This window comes from Achromobacter sp. NPDC008082, from assembly GCF_042957345.1.
Taxonomy (GTDB): Bacteria; Pseudomonadota; Gammaproteobacteria; order Burkholderiales; family Burkholderiaceae_B; genus Achromobacter; species Achromobacter kerstersii_A.
Window position 1 is genome coordinate 936,719 of the sequence record NZ_JBIBIB010000001.1, and the last position, 15,056, is coordinate 951,774.

Genomic DNA, 15,056 nt, shown 5'->3' on the forward strand with positions numbered 1-15,056 from the left:
GCCGATAGTGAGGTCTCATTGCCAACCAGGAAATCTGATCATGTCCGACATCATCATCACCGAAAAGCAGCTGTCCTCTTCCGCTTACAGCGCGGTCATCAACGCTCCGATTGAAAAGGTCGATATCGCCGACTGGCTGTTCAACTTGCCCGAGGCCGAGTACCAGCGCTGCTGCGCGCCTGACCATATCTCGGCCGGCGCCACGACGACCGACGACGGCAAGCGTATGTCGATCAACGTCGAGATGATCGGCAAGACCTTGATGGTTCAGCATTACGTCGCCGAAGTGGCGACGCCCACGCTGTGCAAGATGGTCTCGACCTCGGATGCGTTCACGCCCAATGGCCGCACGCGGGTGCAAGTGATCTGGACGCTGAGCGTGAAGAAGATCGACGACAACACCTGCGAATACACCAATAGCGTGGTGGCGCATCCGACGCAGGAATTTCTGAACTTCATCGAACAGCATGGCACGCCGTTCCAGGACGCCGCCGACGCGCGTCAGCGAGACGGCGGCGACCACAACAGCCGCGAGACGCCGCTGTTTGCCGCCAGCATCGAACGCCGCGCGTTGGCGGGCGCGGCTTGAGCCACCTGATGGGGCCGGGCGCGGCGGCGCGCCCGGCCGTTGCTGTCTGCCTGAACAGGAGACTGCTGTGCCCGCACAGGAACAGCTCAATGTGGCGCCAGGCGCCAGCGCGGCCGCGATGGCCGGCGTGCGTGGCCGGGATCTCTGGGCGCGCGGTGTGGCCACGCTCAAGCGATCACGCAGGTTTCTTGGCCCGGCGCTGCTGGTGAGCGTGGGCTATATGGACCCGGGCAACTGGGGGACCGACCTGCAAGCGGGCGCGCAGTATCAGTACGCGCTGCTGTGGGTGGTGGCGTTGGCCGGCGCGATGGCGATTGTGTTGCAGTTGCTGGCGGCGCGTCTGGGTATCGTCACTGGTAAGAACCTGGCCCAGGCGTGCCGCGACTGGTATCCCAAATGGTGCCGCTTGCCGCTGTGGATATTTTGTGAGATCGCGATTGGCGCGTGCGATCTGGCCGAGGTGCTCGGCTCCGCCGTCGCGATCAATCTCTTGTTCGGCACACCGATCCTGATGGCGGTGCTGTTCACCGCCGCCGACGTGCTCCTCTTGCTCATTCTGCAAAAAAGCGGAATGCGCGCCATTGAACGCGTGGTTGTTGTGTTGGTGCTTACCATCGCAGGGGCGTTCTTTGTCGAGCTCTTCGTGCTTCCCGGCACCAGCCTGAATTTGCATGAGATGGGCGCGGCGCTCGTGCACCCATCGCTTGCCGGTGCGGGCATGGCGAGCATCGCGGTTGCGATCATCGGCGCCACGGTGATGCCCCATAACTTGTATTTGCATTCGGCGTTGGTGCAGCGTTCTGACGCGGACGCGGATGCGGAGCCGGCCGGCGGCAAGGCGTCCGCGAACGTGGCGTTGCGGTTGAACGCCGTGTCGACGGTGGCGTCGCTGACGATGGCATGCCTGGTCAACGCCGCGATCCTGCTCTTGGCGGCCAAGGTCTTTCATGGCCGCAGCGACATACTCGTGAACGGCCATCGCTATGTACTGGGGGACGACACCGACTGGCTCCAGCTCGCCTACCTGACGTTCACGCCCGCGCTGGGCACCGCGGTGGCAAGCCTGATCTTTGCGGTGGCGCTGTTGGCGTCTGGGCAGTCGAGCACCATCACGGGCACGCTGGCCGGCCAGGTCGTGATGGAAGGCTTCACGCACTGGCGGCTAAGCCCGTGGAAGCGCCGGCTCATGACACGTTCACTGGCCATCGTGCCGGCGGTCCTCATTATTGGTATGCGCGGAGACAGCAGCGTCAACGACCTGCTGATTCTGAGCCAAGTCGTATTGGCGATGCAATTGCCGTTCGCGATGTTTCCCTTGCTGCATTTCGTGACCGCTCGCCGCCTGATGGGCAACTGGCCCACGCCGTGGAGCTTGCTGGTGTTGGGCTGGTGCTCGGCGTTGGCGATCACCGCGTTCGACATTGTGGGTTTGCCCGGCAGCGTGGCGGATGCGGCTCGCATCGTGTTCGGACATTAATCCTTATTCATATTGCCTTGGCGATGGTCGCCCGGGCGTTCTACCACCTGATGGAGATGGCCATGAAAGCCATTGATTTCGATACTTTTGGTTCTGCTGATGTACTGCATGGCGTGGATGCGCCCAAGCCCGAGCTGCGGCCGCATGACCTGTTGCTGAAGGTGCACGCGGCAGGCGTGAACCGTGCGGATCTGCTGCTGCGCACCGGCCATTACGGCCGCCCGGACTTTGGTGATTCCCATCTGATGGGGCTGGAAGCCGCGGGCGAGGTGGTCCAGATAGGCGCCGAGGTGCGGGGCTATCAGGCCGGTGACCGCGTGATGGCCATCACCGGGGGCGGCGCGTACGCCGAGTACGCCCGCGTCGACTATCGCATGGCGATGCCGATTCCCGCGGGCTTGGATTACGTGCACGCCGCCGCCGTGCCGGAAGTGTTTGTGACCGCGCACGAGGCGCTGATGCATCTTGGACGGCTTCAGCCGGGCGAAGCCGTTCTGATTCACGCTGCGGCGGGCGGTGTGGGGTCGGCCGCCGTGCAACTGGCGCACGCCGTGGGCGCCAAGGTGTTCGCATCGACCACCGCAGAGAAGGCCGCCCGCTTGCGCGCGCTGGGCGCGGACGTGGTGATCGATTACCGGTCAGAAGACTTTCATGATGTGGTCACGCGTGAGACCGCAGGCGCCGGCGTGGATGTGATTGTGGATTTTGTCGGCGCGCCCAATTTCGCCCGCAATATCCGATCGATGAATTTTGGTGGCCGTTTGGTTCAGGTCGGTTTGCTGGCAGGCGGCGCGGGCGCAGAGATTGATCTGCAAGCCGTTCTATATCGGCATCTGCAGATCATGGGAACGGTAATGAAGTCGCGTCCGCAATCGGTGAAGCACGCCATGGTGGCGCGCTTTCGCGACCGCTGGCTGGAGGATTTGGGCGCAGGGCGTTTGACCCCGGTCATCGACAGCACGTTCCCGATGGCGCAAGCCGCAGACGCGCATCGCCGCATGGAAACCAACCAGAGCTTCGGCAAACTCATTCTGACGAATTGAGCCCACGGGCCGCCTTCCGGCTGCCGCCTTCCGGCTGCCGCCTGTCGCCTGTCGCCTGCCGCGTGGCCGTCGCAGGCGGAAGGGCTGGCGGACAACGGCGGCTACCGCTTTCTGGCGCACAACGGCGGCTAGCGCTCTGCCTCTACCGCTCTGCCTCTGCCTCTGCCTCTACCTCTCCGCAATGCCAGCGCGCGCCAGCCCCGCGGCAAGCGCAACGCAAGCAAAAATGATGACGGCGTAATGGGCAGTCAACCGGTCCATCAACCACCCAAACCCAGCTGCTCCCGCGGCCTGGCCAATCGCCAGCGCCAGAAATGCGATGGTCACACCGCTTGCGGGCCGATGCGGTAGCGCCGACACGCCCCACAGCAAATACACGCCGGTGAGGGTGATGTAGGCGGCGCCGAATAGCGCGCCGCCGCTCAACATCAGGGCTGCCGACGTGCCTTCGACGCCCACCATCAAGATGCTGGCCGCCATGATGGCCAGCACTGCCCGGTGCACGGCGTCAATGCCGAACCGCGCGACTAAATGCCCGGCCGCGGCGCCCGCGGTGCCCGCCGCGCCGATGGCGATCCAGAGCAGGCCTGCGCCCGTGCCGCCCCAGTCAAGCCGAAGCTCGGCCAGTTGCCCGCCAAAGGACCAGACGGCGGTGCTGGCCGCGCCCATCAGCAATGCCGCCACGATCAAGGGCCACCGCGCGCGGTCAAACGATGGCATGTCATCTGCCGCGTGCTTGGTGGCCGGCGCACTTGGCGGCACGGTCAGCGCCACGGCGCATGACAGAGCGATTGCGGCCGCGGCAAAGCCCGTGTAGGCAAGGCGCCATTGCTCGCCCATCATCAGCGCCACGGAGCCAGACAAGGCCACGCCCGCGCCGGTCCCCGCATTGATCATGGTGTTGGTGGCGTTCTGCCGAGCTGGGCTGACCGCGGCAGCCACCGCCGCGGCCAATGGCGGTGACGCCAGCCCCGTGCTTGATCCGGCCACCATCACCGCGCCAGCAAGCCAAAGGGCTGAAGGCGCTGCCGCAATTCCCGCCATGCCCGCCGCGGCGATCAGCGCGGCGGCGATGGCGACGCTGCGGGCGCCGACGCGTTCCGTCAGCCATGCGGACAGAGTGACCGCGATGCAGTAGGTCAGGAAAGCCCCGCCCGACATCAACCCGCTCAGGGTTGACGACAGGCCCAGGTCTGCATCGATGCCCGGCAGGAACAGCCCGAAGGCGAAGCGGGCAAATCCGTAGCAGACGGCGATCAGCGCGAACCCCGTGACGCCCAGATAGCGCGTCGGGTTCATGAGCAGGGGCGCGTCATCGAATGGTGTCTCCTGACGTTGGCCCAGGTTACGGCAGCCGTGCCTGGGATGAGTGGCGGCGCATCGTGACGCACACGGTGCTTCGCAATGCGCCACGTCATCCCCCGCCCGGTCAGCCTGCCGACGGGGGTACCGGCGTGTTCAGCAATTGCTGTTCCCACAGGTAGGCGATGCCGCTACCCGCGGCATGCTGAACGAGGATGTCGGTGAGCGCGGCGGCGGTGTCGGTGCGCGCCCAGTCGCGTTGCCATTCGGCGGCCAGCGCCATCCACGTCATCAGGTTTACGCCGGCTCTAGCCATGCGCTGGAGGGCGACTTCGTGCGACTCGACGGATACGCCGCCCGACGCGTCGGTGATCACCGTTACGTCCCACCCTTCACCCGCCGCCTGAATCGCCGGCATGGCGACGCAGACTTCTGTCCACAGCCCGGCGATGATCAACTGCTTGCGGCCGGTGGACTTGGCCGCGTCGACCACCTTTTTGTCTTCCCACGTGTTGATGAACGTGCGGTCAATGACTTCCTGGCCGGGAAATACATCGGTAATCTGAGGGAAGATCCGGCCGCCGCGATCCGCGATGACGCTGGTCAAAATCGTGGGCACGCCGAAGGCCTTTGCCGCCTTCGCCAGGGCTGTCGAATTGTTGACGACGGCATGCGGATCGTGGCTGTTCAGGTTGGTCAATTGATAGGGCTGGTGGTCGATCAGGACGAGCACCGAATCCTTGGGACGGAGAAGCGAATCGAGGCCATTGCGAAAAGTCATGAGTGATCCCTGGTTTGCTGTGGTTTGCGATAGTTGCAGCGCCCGTTGCGCCGCAGATTGCTTTCCTGAAAAGCGTGCGCTTGTGGCGACGCCACCCAGATCCAACATTATGTTTTCGGCGATGTTGATGCGGTAGTTCCGTTCCAGGGCGAACTGTGTCGCACGAATAGGAACGCTGGCGGCCGGCGGGAATGCCTTGATACGGCAGTGCTATCCTGCGGCGAAATGCAACGCGAAATGGGGGCCGTTCAAGTGGATATCGAAGAACTTCAAACCTTCATCGAAGTGGCCGATGCGGGGGGCGTGTCGCCCGCCGCGCTTCGTCTGGGCGTGTCCAAATCCATCGTCAGCCGCCGCTTGCTGCGGTTGGAATCAGCGCTTGGCGTCCAGTTGCTGGCACGCACCACACGCGGGGCCGCACTGACCGAGGCCGGGGCAATTTTTCGGGACCACGCAGCCAGAGCCTGCGCCGAAATCGACGTGGCGCGGGAAACGATCGCGCCAGCGGGTGAACTACGTGGCCGCTTGCGAGTGGCCGTGCCGGTGTCTTTCGGCCTGACGCATTTTGCGCCCGTTGTCGCAGAGCTGGCTCGGCGCCATCCCAAGCTTCATGTGCAGACCTGCTATAGCGATCGCTTCGTCGATCTCATTGCAGAGGGGTACGACTGCGCGATACGGGTGGGCTACCTTCAGGATTCAAACCTGATCGCAAGGCGCGTTGGCCCCATCCTCGGCAAGCTGCTTGCCAGCCCCGGCTACATCCAGGCGCATGGAGCGCCCGACGCGCCCGAGCAGCTCGTCGCACACGAGGCCCTGATGCAGGGGGCCGAAACCTGGCAGTTCCTGGATGGCGAAAAGATCGTCACGGTGCGTCCGCAAGGGCGTTTCAAGGCGGATAACGGCGCGGCCTTGATTGCCGCCGCCCTCGCGGGGCTTGGCGTTGCGTACCTGCCCGATTGCCTTACCCACGAGCATGTCGCGGCTGGCGCGCTCGTACCCATCATGACCCGTTATCCGCCGCCGCCTGCGGGCGCTTACGTCATCCGGCCGCCCGGCCAGCATCCCGCACGAAAGATACGGGTGTTGACGGACTTGTTGATCGAACATTTTGGGCAGTCGCCGCATTTTGCGCAGGCGGGGGCGGGGGCGGGCTGAACGCCCGCTTCGGGACGGCGCGTAGACGGGGCAGCGCGCAGCGCCGCCTGTGCGCCAGCCGCAGGCCGGCATCAAACAACGTGTCAGCGCCGGCCCGGCAGCATGCGCACAAGCGTGTTGTCGCGGAAAGCATAGTGATGCAGCAGCGCTGCGGCGGCATGCAAGCCCACCAGGAAGTAGCCGGCCGTCGCCAACGTTTCGTGCAGTTCCTTCATCTGGTCCGCCAGGGCCTTGTCGGCGCCCACCAAGGCGGGCACGTTCAGGCCAAACAGCGGAATCGGCTTGCCGGCTGCGCTAAGCGTCAGCCAGCCCAGAATCGGGGTGGCGATCATGAAGGCATACAGCGCGTAGTGCATCAGCCGCGCAAGAATGTCTTGCCATCCAGGCATCGGCGGACGGACGGCGGGCGCATTGCCTGCTGCCATTCGGATCACAAGCCGCAGCACGACCAGCCCGACCACGCATAGCCCAAGCGAGAAATGCAGCGCCTTGATGTTGTTGTACAAATCGCTGCCCTTCGTGGCCAGCCCCCGCAATTCCATACAGGCGTAGACCAAGGCCAGCACCACGAGCATGAGCCAGTGCATGGCGATGACCAGGCCTGCATACTGCTTGTCGGAATTCTTGATGGACATGGTTTTTCCTTTCTTCAGCGCCCGCGACGAATGCAAGGCATCGATGCCGGGCCGGTTCACAGAATGCCGCGCGACTGCGCGGTGGCCTGCCGTGACGATATGCATGATGTACGGGTGTCGCGAATTTCCGACACCACGTAGTTCATCGAAGGATTTTTCCATCCCCATCGATACCGCTCACAAGAACCGATGATAAAGTGCTCGCACTCGGCAATATGCGCCCTGCGCAGCAAAAAAACATTGCCCTGGATCAAACCTGATCGCAGCCGCAGCTGATCATTGCGTCCCACGCAAACCCAAACGGTATCCGCTTCGGCCCGCCCCAATAACCACCGTACTGCACAGGAGGAAATCATCATGCAAAAACAAACTTCCCGCCTTGCAGGCCGCGCCTAGTCAGACCGAATTCTTTCTTCTGTAATCGCTACAGAACGCATTCGCAGTATCTCGGCCCGGACCTGTCACACAGGGTTTTTCCGCAAGCATCGCCCGCGCGCACGCATCCTGCATGGATGGGCCTCGCGTGCGCGTCTGCGCGCCGCGCCACGCCTGCATAGCCGGCACGGCGGCGCGCGCACGCCTGCGATGCAAGCAAGCCCTTTCATGACCTGATCTGGAATTTCCATGGGCAATTGCATTCAACAATTGTCCGAGAGCGTGACACTCATCGCCTCGGACGACACGTGGATCGAAGGCAACGCGATCCAACAACTACACACCACTTCCAAGCTTGCCGGCATGCGCCGTGTGGCGGGCTTGCCTGATTTGCATCCCGGCCGGGGGTATCCGGTAGGCGCCTCGTTTTTCTCTGTGGGACGCCTGTATCCCGCGTTGATTGGCGGGGATATCGGCTGCGGCATGGCGCTGTGGTCCACCAACCTTGCCGCGGGCAAGGTGGCGGTCGACAAGCTTGAGAAGCGGCTGGGCAATATCGATGGTCCGCTGGACGCATCGTGGCAAACGCTGGTTGCGCAGCTGGCGCCGGCTGGCGTGGGCTTTGGCCAGGCCTTGGGCACGATCGGCGGAGGCAATCATTTTGCCGAGCTGCAACGCATCGACGACATCTATGACCCGCAGGCGCTCGCCGCGACGCCGTTCAACGCCAAGCAGCTTGTGCTGCTGGTGCACAGCGGTTCACGCGGACTGGGCCGTGCCATTCTTGAAGAGCACGTTCAGCGTCACGGCCATCACGGCTTGGCGGACGATAGCGCGGACTGCCAGGATTATCTGGCGCAGCATGACGGCGCGTTGCAGTTTGCGCGCGCCAACCGGCAATTGATTGCGCGCCGCATCCTGAGCCGCCTGGGTGCAACCGGCGAACCATTGCTGGATGTGGACCACAACCTGGTCACGCCTGCGCGCATCCAGGGTGAGCAGGGCTGGCTGCATCGCAAGGGCGCGACGCCTGCGGATGCGGGCATGGTTGTCATCCCGGGGTCGCGTGGGGATTTCAGCTATCTGGTGCAGCCGCTTCCCAGCGAGGCCAGCTTGTTTTCGTTGGCGCATGGGGCGGGGCGCAAGTGGATGCGCAGCGAGTGCAAAGACCGGCTGATCAAGCGTTACACGCCCGCGCAACTGAGCCGGACCAAGCTGGGTAATCACGTTGTCTGCCAAGACAAGGCGCTGATCTATGAAGAAGCGCCCGAAGCGTACAAACCGGTGGACAGCATCGTCGCCAGTCTTGCCGAGGCGGGCTTGGTGAAGGTGCTGGCAAAGCTGCGTCCGGTGTTGACCTACAAGACGCGCGGAGGCTGCTGCTGATGGTGCTATTACAGTTATCCGCTGCGCACGGCCCGGACGAGTGCTGCCTGGCGGTGGCCAAGGCCTTGGGCTTTCTGTTGCGCGAAGCGCGCGCGCGCAGCGTGTGCGCCGATGTGCTGGAAAGCGAAGCCGGGGGCCGGCCAGGCACGTTGCGTTCCGTGTTGTTAAGCCTGGACGGCGAAGGCGCTGACGCGCTGGCGGCCGCGTGGGAAGGGTCGATCCAGTGGATCTGCCCAAGCCCTTACCGGCCCGGGCATCTGCGCAAGAACTGGTTCATCGGCGCTTCGCGTTGTGAGGCGCCCGCCACGATTCTGTCTGGCGACATCCGGTTTGAAGCGACGCGGGCGTCAGGCCCCGGCGGCCAGCACGTCAACAAAACCGAATCGGCAGTGCGCGCGACCCATGTCGCGACCGGCATCTCGGTGAAGGTCCAGACCGAGCGCAGCCAGCATGCCAACAAGCGCATTGCCGTGCTGCTGATTGCGCATCGGCTGGCCAACCGTGAGCAGGATCTGCGGGCGGCTCAGCGCGCGCAGCGCCGGCAATTGCATCACGAGGTGGAACGCGGCAGCCCGGGGCGCGTGTTCAAGGGAGAAGGGTTCGACCTCGTAAAGGGCGGGTGAACCTAAGCGGCCCACACCGGCCGCGACGACAGCGCATGCGTCACGCGCTGGCATCTTTTTTCGTCTGGCCCGGTGTACCTGATAAGGCCCCTGCACATTCGCAGGCGGCCAGTCATCGGGTGCAAGAATGAAAGCCGCTTCAGCCTCCACCAGCCCACGCTCCGCTACTGCATCGGCCGGTTCCTCCAAGCGGAAATGGTGGTTTTCCGTTCATAGCTGGGCGGGGTTGAAGCTCAGTTTGTTGATGGCCTTCATCTGCATGACGGGCACCTTGGCGGTTATCGCCACCGAGCTCGACTGGCTGGTGCAGCCGGCGATGCGGGTTGAGCCGGCATCGCGCCACGCCAGTTGGGGCGACATGGCCCAGGCCGCTCAGGCGGCGTACCCGGGCTGGACGCTGTTATCCATCACCGCGCCCCATGCCTCCCGCTTTGCTGCGCAGGCGCTGATGCGCACGCCGCAGGGCCAGCAGCGCTTCGTCTGGATCGATCCCTACCGCGCCGCCGTCACCGGCGACACGTCGTGGTTCAGCATGCAGCGTTGGCTGCGCAATACGCATCGACACCTGTTTTTGCCCACACGTTATGGCGTGCCGTTGGTGTCGGCGCTGTCGATTCCATTGACCTTGCTGATCGTGACCGGCTTGGTCATCTACAAGCGCTGGTGGCGCGGCTTTCTGGCGTGGCCACGGCGCGGCAAGCGCCGGCTGATGTGGGGCGATGTGCATCGGCTGCTGGCCGTATGGAGCCTATGGTTCGCCGTGGTCATTGCCGTGTCGGGGCTGTGGTATTTGATCGAATCGCTGGGCGGCCATGCCCCGCCGCTGCCGGCTATCACGGCCAAAGATGCGCCGCGCGCCGCCGCGCCATTCAACGCGCAGACGCTGGACTCGGCCATAGCCCGGATTCGCCAGCAATGGCCTGAACTCGACATCCGAGTCTTGCGGCTGGAGGCGGACGGCCGGGCAGGCCAGGTGGAAGGGCAGACCGCAGCCTGGCTGGTGCGGGATCGCGCCAATGCCATCCGCCTGCCGCTGGAACAGGGCGAGCCCGCGCGCCGCAGCGCAGCCGACCTCAGCGTGCACCAGCGCATTTCGGAGCTGGCCGATCCCATTCATTTCGGTTCGTTCGGCCCTTGGCCGGTGCGCGTCATCTGGTTTCTGTTCGGCGCGGCGTTGACAGCGTTGTGCCTGACGGGCGCTTATCTGTATGGGCTGCGCATTGCGGGCGGCAGCGCGGCGGTCAGGGCCAAGGCCGGGCATGGCGGCGCACCCGCCACGCCCGTGCGCGAGGCGTGGGCAGGCATGTGGCCGTGGCGATGGCTGTGGCTGGCGCTGTTGCTTTTGTCGCAGGGCTTATTTGTGGGCGAGGCCATGGGCTGGGTCCATCTGTTCGGATGATTCGGGAGAACGCCGGGCGAACGCCGGGCGGAAGTCGATGCAAGAGCGTGATGCAAAAGCGTGATGCAAAAGCAGGACGGGATTCCAGCAATAGATTCCAGTATTATTAACAGAACTCATTATCACTAAGATCTTCTGCTGGCAGTTCCTGGTCCCATGTCCCAAACCTGCGCGCCTCGTCCCCTGGCCCTGAGTGGTCTCTACGCTGATCATCACAAATGGCTATACGGTTGGCTCCGTAAACGTCTGGGCAACGCATGGGACGCCGCGGATCTGGCCCACGACACGTTTCTGCGCGTGTATTCCAGCAATCGCTCCCTGGAAATGCCGGAGCCGCGCGCTTTTCTCACCCACGTCGCCAAAGGCCTGGTCGTCGATTTATGGCGTCATCGCAATGTCGAGCAGGCCTATGCCGATTCGGTTGCAACGCTGCCCCCCGACACCGCGCCGTCGCCAGAGACGCGCGCGCTGATTCTGGAAGCGCTGTACTGCATCGACCGGATGCTGGACGCTATGCCGGGCCGGGTGCGCAATGTCTTCCTGCTGGCGCAGCTTGATGGGCTGACGTATGCCGAGATCGCCGCTGAAACCGGCTTGTCGGTGCGCACCGTCAATCGCCACATGCAACACGCGTATCTGGCTTGCTTGACGGCGATCGACGCATGACGTCCGCGCACGTCCCCGACGCGCTGCTGGCCGAAGCGGCCGGTTGGATGGCCCGATTGCACGATGCCCCCAATGATGAAGCCTGCTTGCGGGCGTTGTCCCGCTGGATCGCATGCAGTCCCGCGCACGCGCAGGCGTGGGCGCGTGCCGAGCGCGTGATGGGAACCTTTGGCCAAGTGCCGCCAGCCATGCGTGCGCAGGCGCTGCAAGGCCTGGCCAAGCCGGATCGCCGGCGCCTGGCGGCGCGGCTGCTGTGCCTGACGGCAGTGGCGCCCATCGCCTATCTGGCGTGGCGCACCCAACAAGCGGATCTGGAAAGCGGCACCGGCCAGATCCGCCAGACCACGCTGGCGGACGGCACGGCGCTGACGCTCGATACCGCCACGCGAGTGGACGTGCGGTATTCGGATACCGAGCGATTGCTGTGGCTGCGGGGTGGCCGCATCTTCGTCGCGACGGCCCCGGACGCCGCACCGCGCGCGCGCCCCTTCCTGGTTCAGACGCCCGTGGGCATGGTGCAGGCCATTGGCACACAGTTCACGGTCAGCCTTCATGCAGACAGCGCACAGGTCAACGTCTATGACGGCGCGGTGATGGTGCGGCCCAGGGATGGCGTTGGCAGCCAGGTTGTGCGCGCCGGCCGGCAGGTGCGCTTTGACGCCGCCACCGTGGCGCAAGACGCCGCGTTGCCCGAAGCCGAACCCGCGTGGAAGAGGGGCGTACTGACCGCGGACGACTTGCGGCTGGCCGACTGGACGCACGCCATGGCGCGCTACCGCCCGGGCATCATGCGGTGCGCCAGCAACGTCGCGGACCTGCGTGTTTTCGGTTCGTTTTCGCTGCAAGACACCGACGCCAGCCTGGCGCTGCTGGCGCGGACCCTGCCGGTGCGCATCGCCTTGCGCACGCGGTATTGGGTGGAAATCCAGGCGCGCGACGCCTAGCAGACCGGCGCGGGCAGCTTGCTGCGCAGGGTTGCATCACAGGCAGGTGGCATGTTTTCCGGCGTCGAACGGTGTACAGGATATAGGCCTTGAAACCGCATCGGGATCAGGCTGAGTTCCGATCCGAAACCGTTTCTTTGAACATCCACTTTCGCGGCGCCGTCCTCATGTCCCAGTCCAGTTCTTCCGTAGCCCGTGCGACCGCGGTGCTTTGTCTTTCCGTTCTATTGCCCGCTGCCGGCGCCGCGCAGGCGCAGGGGCAGGAACACCCCCCCGCCACGTCATCCGCCACGCGCGACTATCGGCTGCCGGCCGGCTCGCTGGGGTCCGTGCTTGCGCAGTTCGCCACCCAGTCCGGCGTGCGTCTGTCGTTTGCGGGCGCCATGGTGCAAGGCATGCAATCGCCGGGCTTGAGCGGCAGCTACACGGTGGACGCGGGCTTTGCGGCGTTGCTGTCCGGAACCGGCCTGACCGCGGTGCGCGCGGGCGCCAATGCCTACACCTTGTCCGCGGCTTCCGCGCCCGTCGCGCAAATGGAGGCGGTGACCGTCACCGCCGCATACTCGGGCGCACTGATGCCGGCGTTCGCGGGCGGCCAGGTCGCAAGCGGCGCAAGCCTGGGCATGCTGGGCGAAAAAGGCATCATGGATACGCCCTTTTCGGTCAGCGCTTACACCAGCACGCTGATGCAGCAACAGCAGGCGCAAAGCGTGGCCGATGTCGTGTCCAACGATGCGTCCGTGCAAAACACCAACCCCAGGACCAGCCGCTTCGACCAGTTCTCCATTCGGGGCTTTCCGGTCTTGAATAGCGACATTGCGTTAAACGGCTTGTACAGCGTGTTGCCGACGTATGCGCTGGCGGTGGAAAGCCTGGAGCGCGTCGAAGTGCTGAAAGGCCCCAACGCATTGCTCAACGGCATGGCGCCGTCGGGCGGCGTGGGCGGCGCCATCAATGTGGTGCCCAAGCGGGCGGAAGACACCCCGACGCGGCAGGTCACGGCCAGCTATGGCACGCATGACGTGGCGGGCGGCCATGTCGACCTGGGCCAACGCTTCGGTGACAAGGGCGAGCTCGGCATCCGCATCAACGGCGCCTACAAGGGCGGCGACACGGGCGTCGGGTCGCAGCACATGACGCGCGGCCTGATGACCTTGGGCATGGACTACCGCGGCGAGCGCACGCGCTGGTCCGCCGATCTTGGCCACCAAGACCGCAAGGTCGACGCGCCGCAAGAACGCGTGGGCGTGGCGGCCGGCGTGCCGGTGCCGGACGCGGGGCGGGTTGACAGGGGATACGCACCTGACTGGACGTATGCCAATTCACGCGACAGCTATATCGCCTTGCGCGCCGAGCATGATGTCACCGAGCAGACGATGGTCTATGGCGCGTTCGGCGCCCGCCAGGGCGATTACAAGTTTCTGCGCCTGAACGTCACGGCGCGCGATGCCGCGGGAAATTTCTCGGGCAGCCCCAGCTATTTCCTGCGTGACGAAGAGGTCCGCACCGGCGAGATCGGTGCGCGCACGCGCTTTGCCACCGGCGCGGTGTCGCATGCCGTGTCGCTCAGCGCCACGCAATTCGACAAGACCTTCGGCAATCTCAGCTACGACTTCGCCACGGTGCGCTCCAATCTCTACGCCCCGCTTGCTACCACCGCACCGTCCGTGGCGGGGTTGAGCACCGACATTCCGAAGTCTGGCGAATCGCGCCTGACCAGCTTTGCGCTGGCCGACACGCTGTCGGTGTGGGACGAGCGGCTGCAACTGACGGTGGGCGCGCGCTCGCAACGCGTGGTCACCGATCAGTACGACGAGGACGGCAATCACACCAGCCGGTACGACAAACGCAAAGTCACGCCCGCCATCGCCTTGCTGGGCAAGCCGTCGCAGCACGTGTCGGTGTACGCCAACTACATCGAAGGCCTGAGCGAAGGGCCGACCGCGCCGCTTACCGCGGTGAACGCCAATGAGGTGTTTGCGCCCATCAAGTCCGAACAGATCGAGGCGGGCGTGAAGGTCGAATACGGCGATGTGGGCGCAACGTTCAGCGCCTTCCAGATCCGCCGCCCCAGCGGGCTCACGGACCCGTCGACAGGCATCTACGCCGTCAACGGCATGCAGCGCAATCGCGGGCTGGAGTTCAACGTGTTCGGCGAACCCGTCAACAACGTGCGCGTGCTGGCGGGCGTCATGCTTCTGAATGGCCGGTTGACGAAAACCGGTAATGCGCTCACCGAGGGCAACGTCGCGCCCGGCTCGCCGCGCTACAGCATGAACCTTGGCGTGGAATGGGACACGCCCTTTCTGGCCGGCCTGACCATGTCGGCGCGCGCGCTGCGCACGACGTCGCAATACCTGGACGCCGCGAACCGTCAGGAGATCCCCAGCTGGACGCGCGTTGATGTGGGCGCGCGCTATGCGTTTCGCGCGGGCAACACTCCTGTCACGTTGCGCGCCACCGTCGAGAACGTCTTCAACAAAGCGTACTGGGCTTCCGCCTCTTCCAACGGCCTGACGATAGGCGCACCGCGCACCGTCCTGCTGTCGGCCACGGTGGACTTTTAACGCCGGCGCCGGCTACGGCCGGCTCCGGCCACGCGCCCGGCAAAAAAAAGGCGCCGATTGCGTCGGCGCCTAAAGGCCTCGAAAAAACTTTCCGAGTGGGCGGGGGCAAGCCGG

General features: G+C 64.8%; 14 protein-coding genes. 10 read left to right on the forward strand and 4 right to left on the reverse strand.

What is annotated here, in order from left to right:
* The first annotated feature begins 40 nt into the window (after positions 1–40).
* The 3 genes from ACFZAI_RS04245 to ACFZAI_RS04255 all read left to right on the forward strand — a co-directional run bounded on the left by ACFZAI_RS04245 (position 41) and on the right by ACFZAI_RS04255 (position 3,109).
* A complete protein-coding gene (locus tag ACFZAI_RS04245; RefSeq protein WP_391565729.1) occupies positions 41–589 on the forward strand; it encodes a hypothetical protein in 549 nt (182 codons plus the stop codon).
* 67 nt (positions 590–656) lie between these two features.
* Positions 657–2,066, forward strand: coding sequence for an Nramp family divalent metal transporter (locus ACFZAI_RS04250; protein WP_391565730.1), 1,410 nt, complete (start codon positions 657–659; stop codon positions 2,064–2,066).
* Positions 2,067–2,128: 62 nt separating this feature from the next.
* Positions 2,129–3,109 carry an NAD(P)H-quinone oxidoreductase gene (locus tag ACFZAI_RS04255; RefSeq protein ID WP_391565731.1) on the forward strand — a complete coding sequence of 327 codons (981 nt, stop codon included), beginning with the start codon at positions 2,129–2,131 and terminating at the stop codon, positions 3,107–3,109.
* 168 nt (positions 3,110–3,277) lie between these two features.
* Here the strand turns inward: ACFZAI_RS04255 and ACFZAI_RS04260 are convergent, their stop codons facing one another.
* Complete coding sequence (locus ACFZAI_RS04260) at positions 3,278–4,408, reverse strand: MFS transporter (protein ID WP_391565732.1); 1,131 nt, start codon at positions 4,406–4,408, stop codon at positions 3,278–3,280.
* A 130-nt stretch (positions 4,409–4,538) separates the two neighbouring features.
* A complete protein-coding gene (locus tag ACFZAI_RS04265; RefSeq protein ID WP_391566265.1) occupies positions 4,539–5,192 on the reverse strand; it encodes a hydrolase in 654 nt (217 codons plus the stop codon).
* Between the two features lie 237 nt (positions 5,193–5,429).
* Between ACFZAI_RS04265 and ACFZAI_RS04270 the strand changes: the two genes are divergently transcribed.
* The gene (locus ACFZAI_RS04270) at positions 5,430–6,347 is read left to right on the forward strand and encodes a LysR family transcriptional regulator (protein ID WP_391565733.1); all 918 of its coding nucleotides are present in this window, start codon (positions 5,430–5,432) and stop codon (positions 6,345–6,347) included.
* A gap of 83 nt (positions 6,348–6,430) precedes the next feature.
* Here ACFZAI_RS04270 and ACFZAI_RS04275 read toward each other — a convergent pair whose 3' ends face one another.
* Together ACFZAI_RS04275 and ACFZAI_RS04280 are read right to left on the reverse strand one after the other, a co-directional pair.
* Positions 6,431–6,982 carry a cytochrome b gene (locus tag ACFZAI_RS04275; RefSeq protein ID WP_391565734.1) on the reverse strand — a complete coding sequence of 184 codons (552 nt, stop codon included), beginning with the start codon at positions 6,980–6,982 and terminating at the stop codon, positions 6,431–6,433.
* A gap of 56 nt (positions 6,983–7,038) precedes the next feature.
* Positions 7,039–7,341 carry a hypothetical protein gene (locus ACFZAI_RS04280; protein ID WP_391565735.1) on the reverse strand — a complete coding sequence of 101 codons (303 nt, stop codon included), beginning with the start codon at positions 7,339–7,341 and terminating at the stop codon, positions 7,039–7,041.
* Between the two features lie 265 nt (positions 7,342–7,606).
* Between ACFZAI_RS04280 and ACFZAI_RS04285 the strand changes: the two genes are divergently transcribed.
* The 6 genes from ACFZAI_RS04285 (at position 7,607) to ACFZAI_RS04310 (ending at position 14,942) form a co-directional block, all read left to right on the forward strand.
* Positions 7,607–8,743, forward strand: a complete 1,137-nt coding sequence (locus ACFZAI_RS04285) for an RNA ligase RtcB family protein (protein ID WP_391565736.1) — start codon at positions 7,607–7,609, stop codon at positions 8,741–8,743.
* The gene (gene prfH, locus ACFZAI_RS04290) at positions 8,743–9,366 is read left to right on the forward strand and encodes a peptide chain release factor H (RefSeq protein WP_391565737.1); all 624 of its coding nucleotides are present in this window, start codon (positions 8,743–8,745) and stop codon (positions 9,364–9,366) included. Before ACFZAI_RS04285 ends, prfH begins: the two co-directional genes overlap by 1 nt.
* A gap of 244 nt (positions 9,367–9,610) precedes the next feature.
* Positions 9,611–10,765 carry a PepSY-associated TM helix domain-containing protein gene (locus ACFZAI_RS04295; protein ID WP_391565738.1) on the forward strand — a complete coding sequence of 385 codons (1,155 nt, stop codon included), beginning with the start codon at positions 9,611–9,613 and terminating at the stop codon, positions 10,763–10,765.
* 156 nt (positions 10,766–10,921) lie between these two features.
* Positions 10,922–11,431, forward strand: coding sequence for a sigma-70 family RNA polymerase sigma factor (locus ACFZAI_RS04300; protein ID WP_391565739.1), 510 nt, complete (start codon positions 10,922–10,924; stop codon positions 11,429–11,431).
* A complete protein-coding gene (locus ACFZAI_RS04305; RefSeq protein WP_391565740.1) occupies positions 11,428–12,375 on the forward strand; it encodes a FecR domain-containing protein in 948 nt (315 codons plus the stop codon). Before ACFZAI_RS04300 ends, ACFZAI_RS04305 begins: the two co-directional genes overlap by 4 nt.
* Positions 12,376–12,542: 167 nt before the next feature.
* Positions 12,543–14,942, forward strand: coding sequence for a TonB-dependent siderophore receptor (locus ACFZAI_RS04310; protein WP_391565741.1), 2,400 nt, complete (start codon positions 12,543–12,545; stop codon positions 14,940–14,942).
* Positions 14,943–15,056: the final 114 nt, after the last annotated feature.

Bases quoted from the DNA above. Each gene is read 5' to 3' on its own strand.
- ACFZAI_RS04270 (WP_391565733.1), top strand. From the start codon at position 5,430: ATGGGGGCCGTTCAAGTGGATATCGAAGAACTTCAAACCTTCATCGAA.
- ACFZAI_RS04260 (WP_391565732.1), bottom strand. From the start codon at position 4,408: ATGAACCCGACGCGCTATCTGGGCGTCACGGGGTTCGCGCTGATCGCC.
- ACFZAI_RS04255 (WP_391565731.1), top strand. From the start codon at position 2,129: ATGAAAGCCATTGATTTCGATACTTTTGGTTCTGCTGATGTACTGCAT.
- prfH (WP_391565737.1), top strand. From the start codon at position 8,743: ATGGTGCTATTACAGTTATCCGCTGCGCACGGCCCGGACGAGTGCTGC.
- ACFZAI_RS04310 (WP_391565741.1), top strand. From the start codon at position 12,543: ATGTCCCAGTCCAGTTCTTCCGTAGCCCGTGCGACCGCGGTGCTTTGT.
- ACFZAI_RS04280 (WP_391565735.1), bottom strand. From the start codon at position 7,341: ATGATGATTTCCTCCTGTGCAGTACGGTGGTTATTGGGGCGGGCCGAA.
- ACFZAI_RS04285 (WP_391565736.1), top strand. From the start codon at position 7,607: ATGGGCAATTGCATTCAACAATTGTCCGAGAGCGTGACACTCATCGCC.
- ACFZAI_RS04300 (WP_391565739.1), top strand. From the start codon at position 10,922: ATGTCCCAAACCTGCGCGCCTCGTCCCCTGGCCCTGAGTGGTCTCTAC.
- ACFZAI_RS04245 (WP_391565729.1), top strand. From the start codon at position 41: ATGTCCGACATCATCATCACCGAAAAGCAGCTGTCCTCTTCCGCTTAC.
- ACFZAI_RS04305 (WP_391565740.1), top strand. From the start codon at position 11,428: ATGACGTCCGCGCACGTCCCCGACGCGCTGCTGGCCGAAGCGGCCGGT.
- ACFZAI_RS04265 (WP_391566265.1), bottom strand. From the start codon at position 5,192: ATGACTTTTCGCAATGGCCTCGATTCGCTTCTCCGTCCCAAGGATTCG.
- ACFZAI_RS04295 (WP_391565738.1), top strand. From the start codon at position 9,611: ATGGCCTTCATCTGCATGACGGGCACCTTGGCGGTTATCGCCACCGAG.
- ACFZAI_RS04275 (WP_391565734.1), bottom strand. From the start codon at position 6,982: ATGTCCATCAAGAATTCCGACAAGCAGTATGCAGGCCTGGTCATCGCC.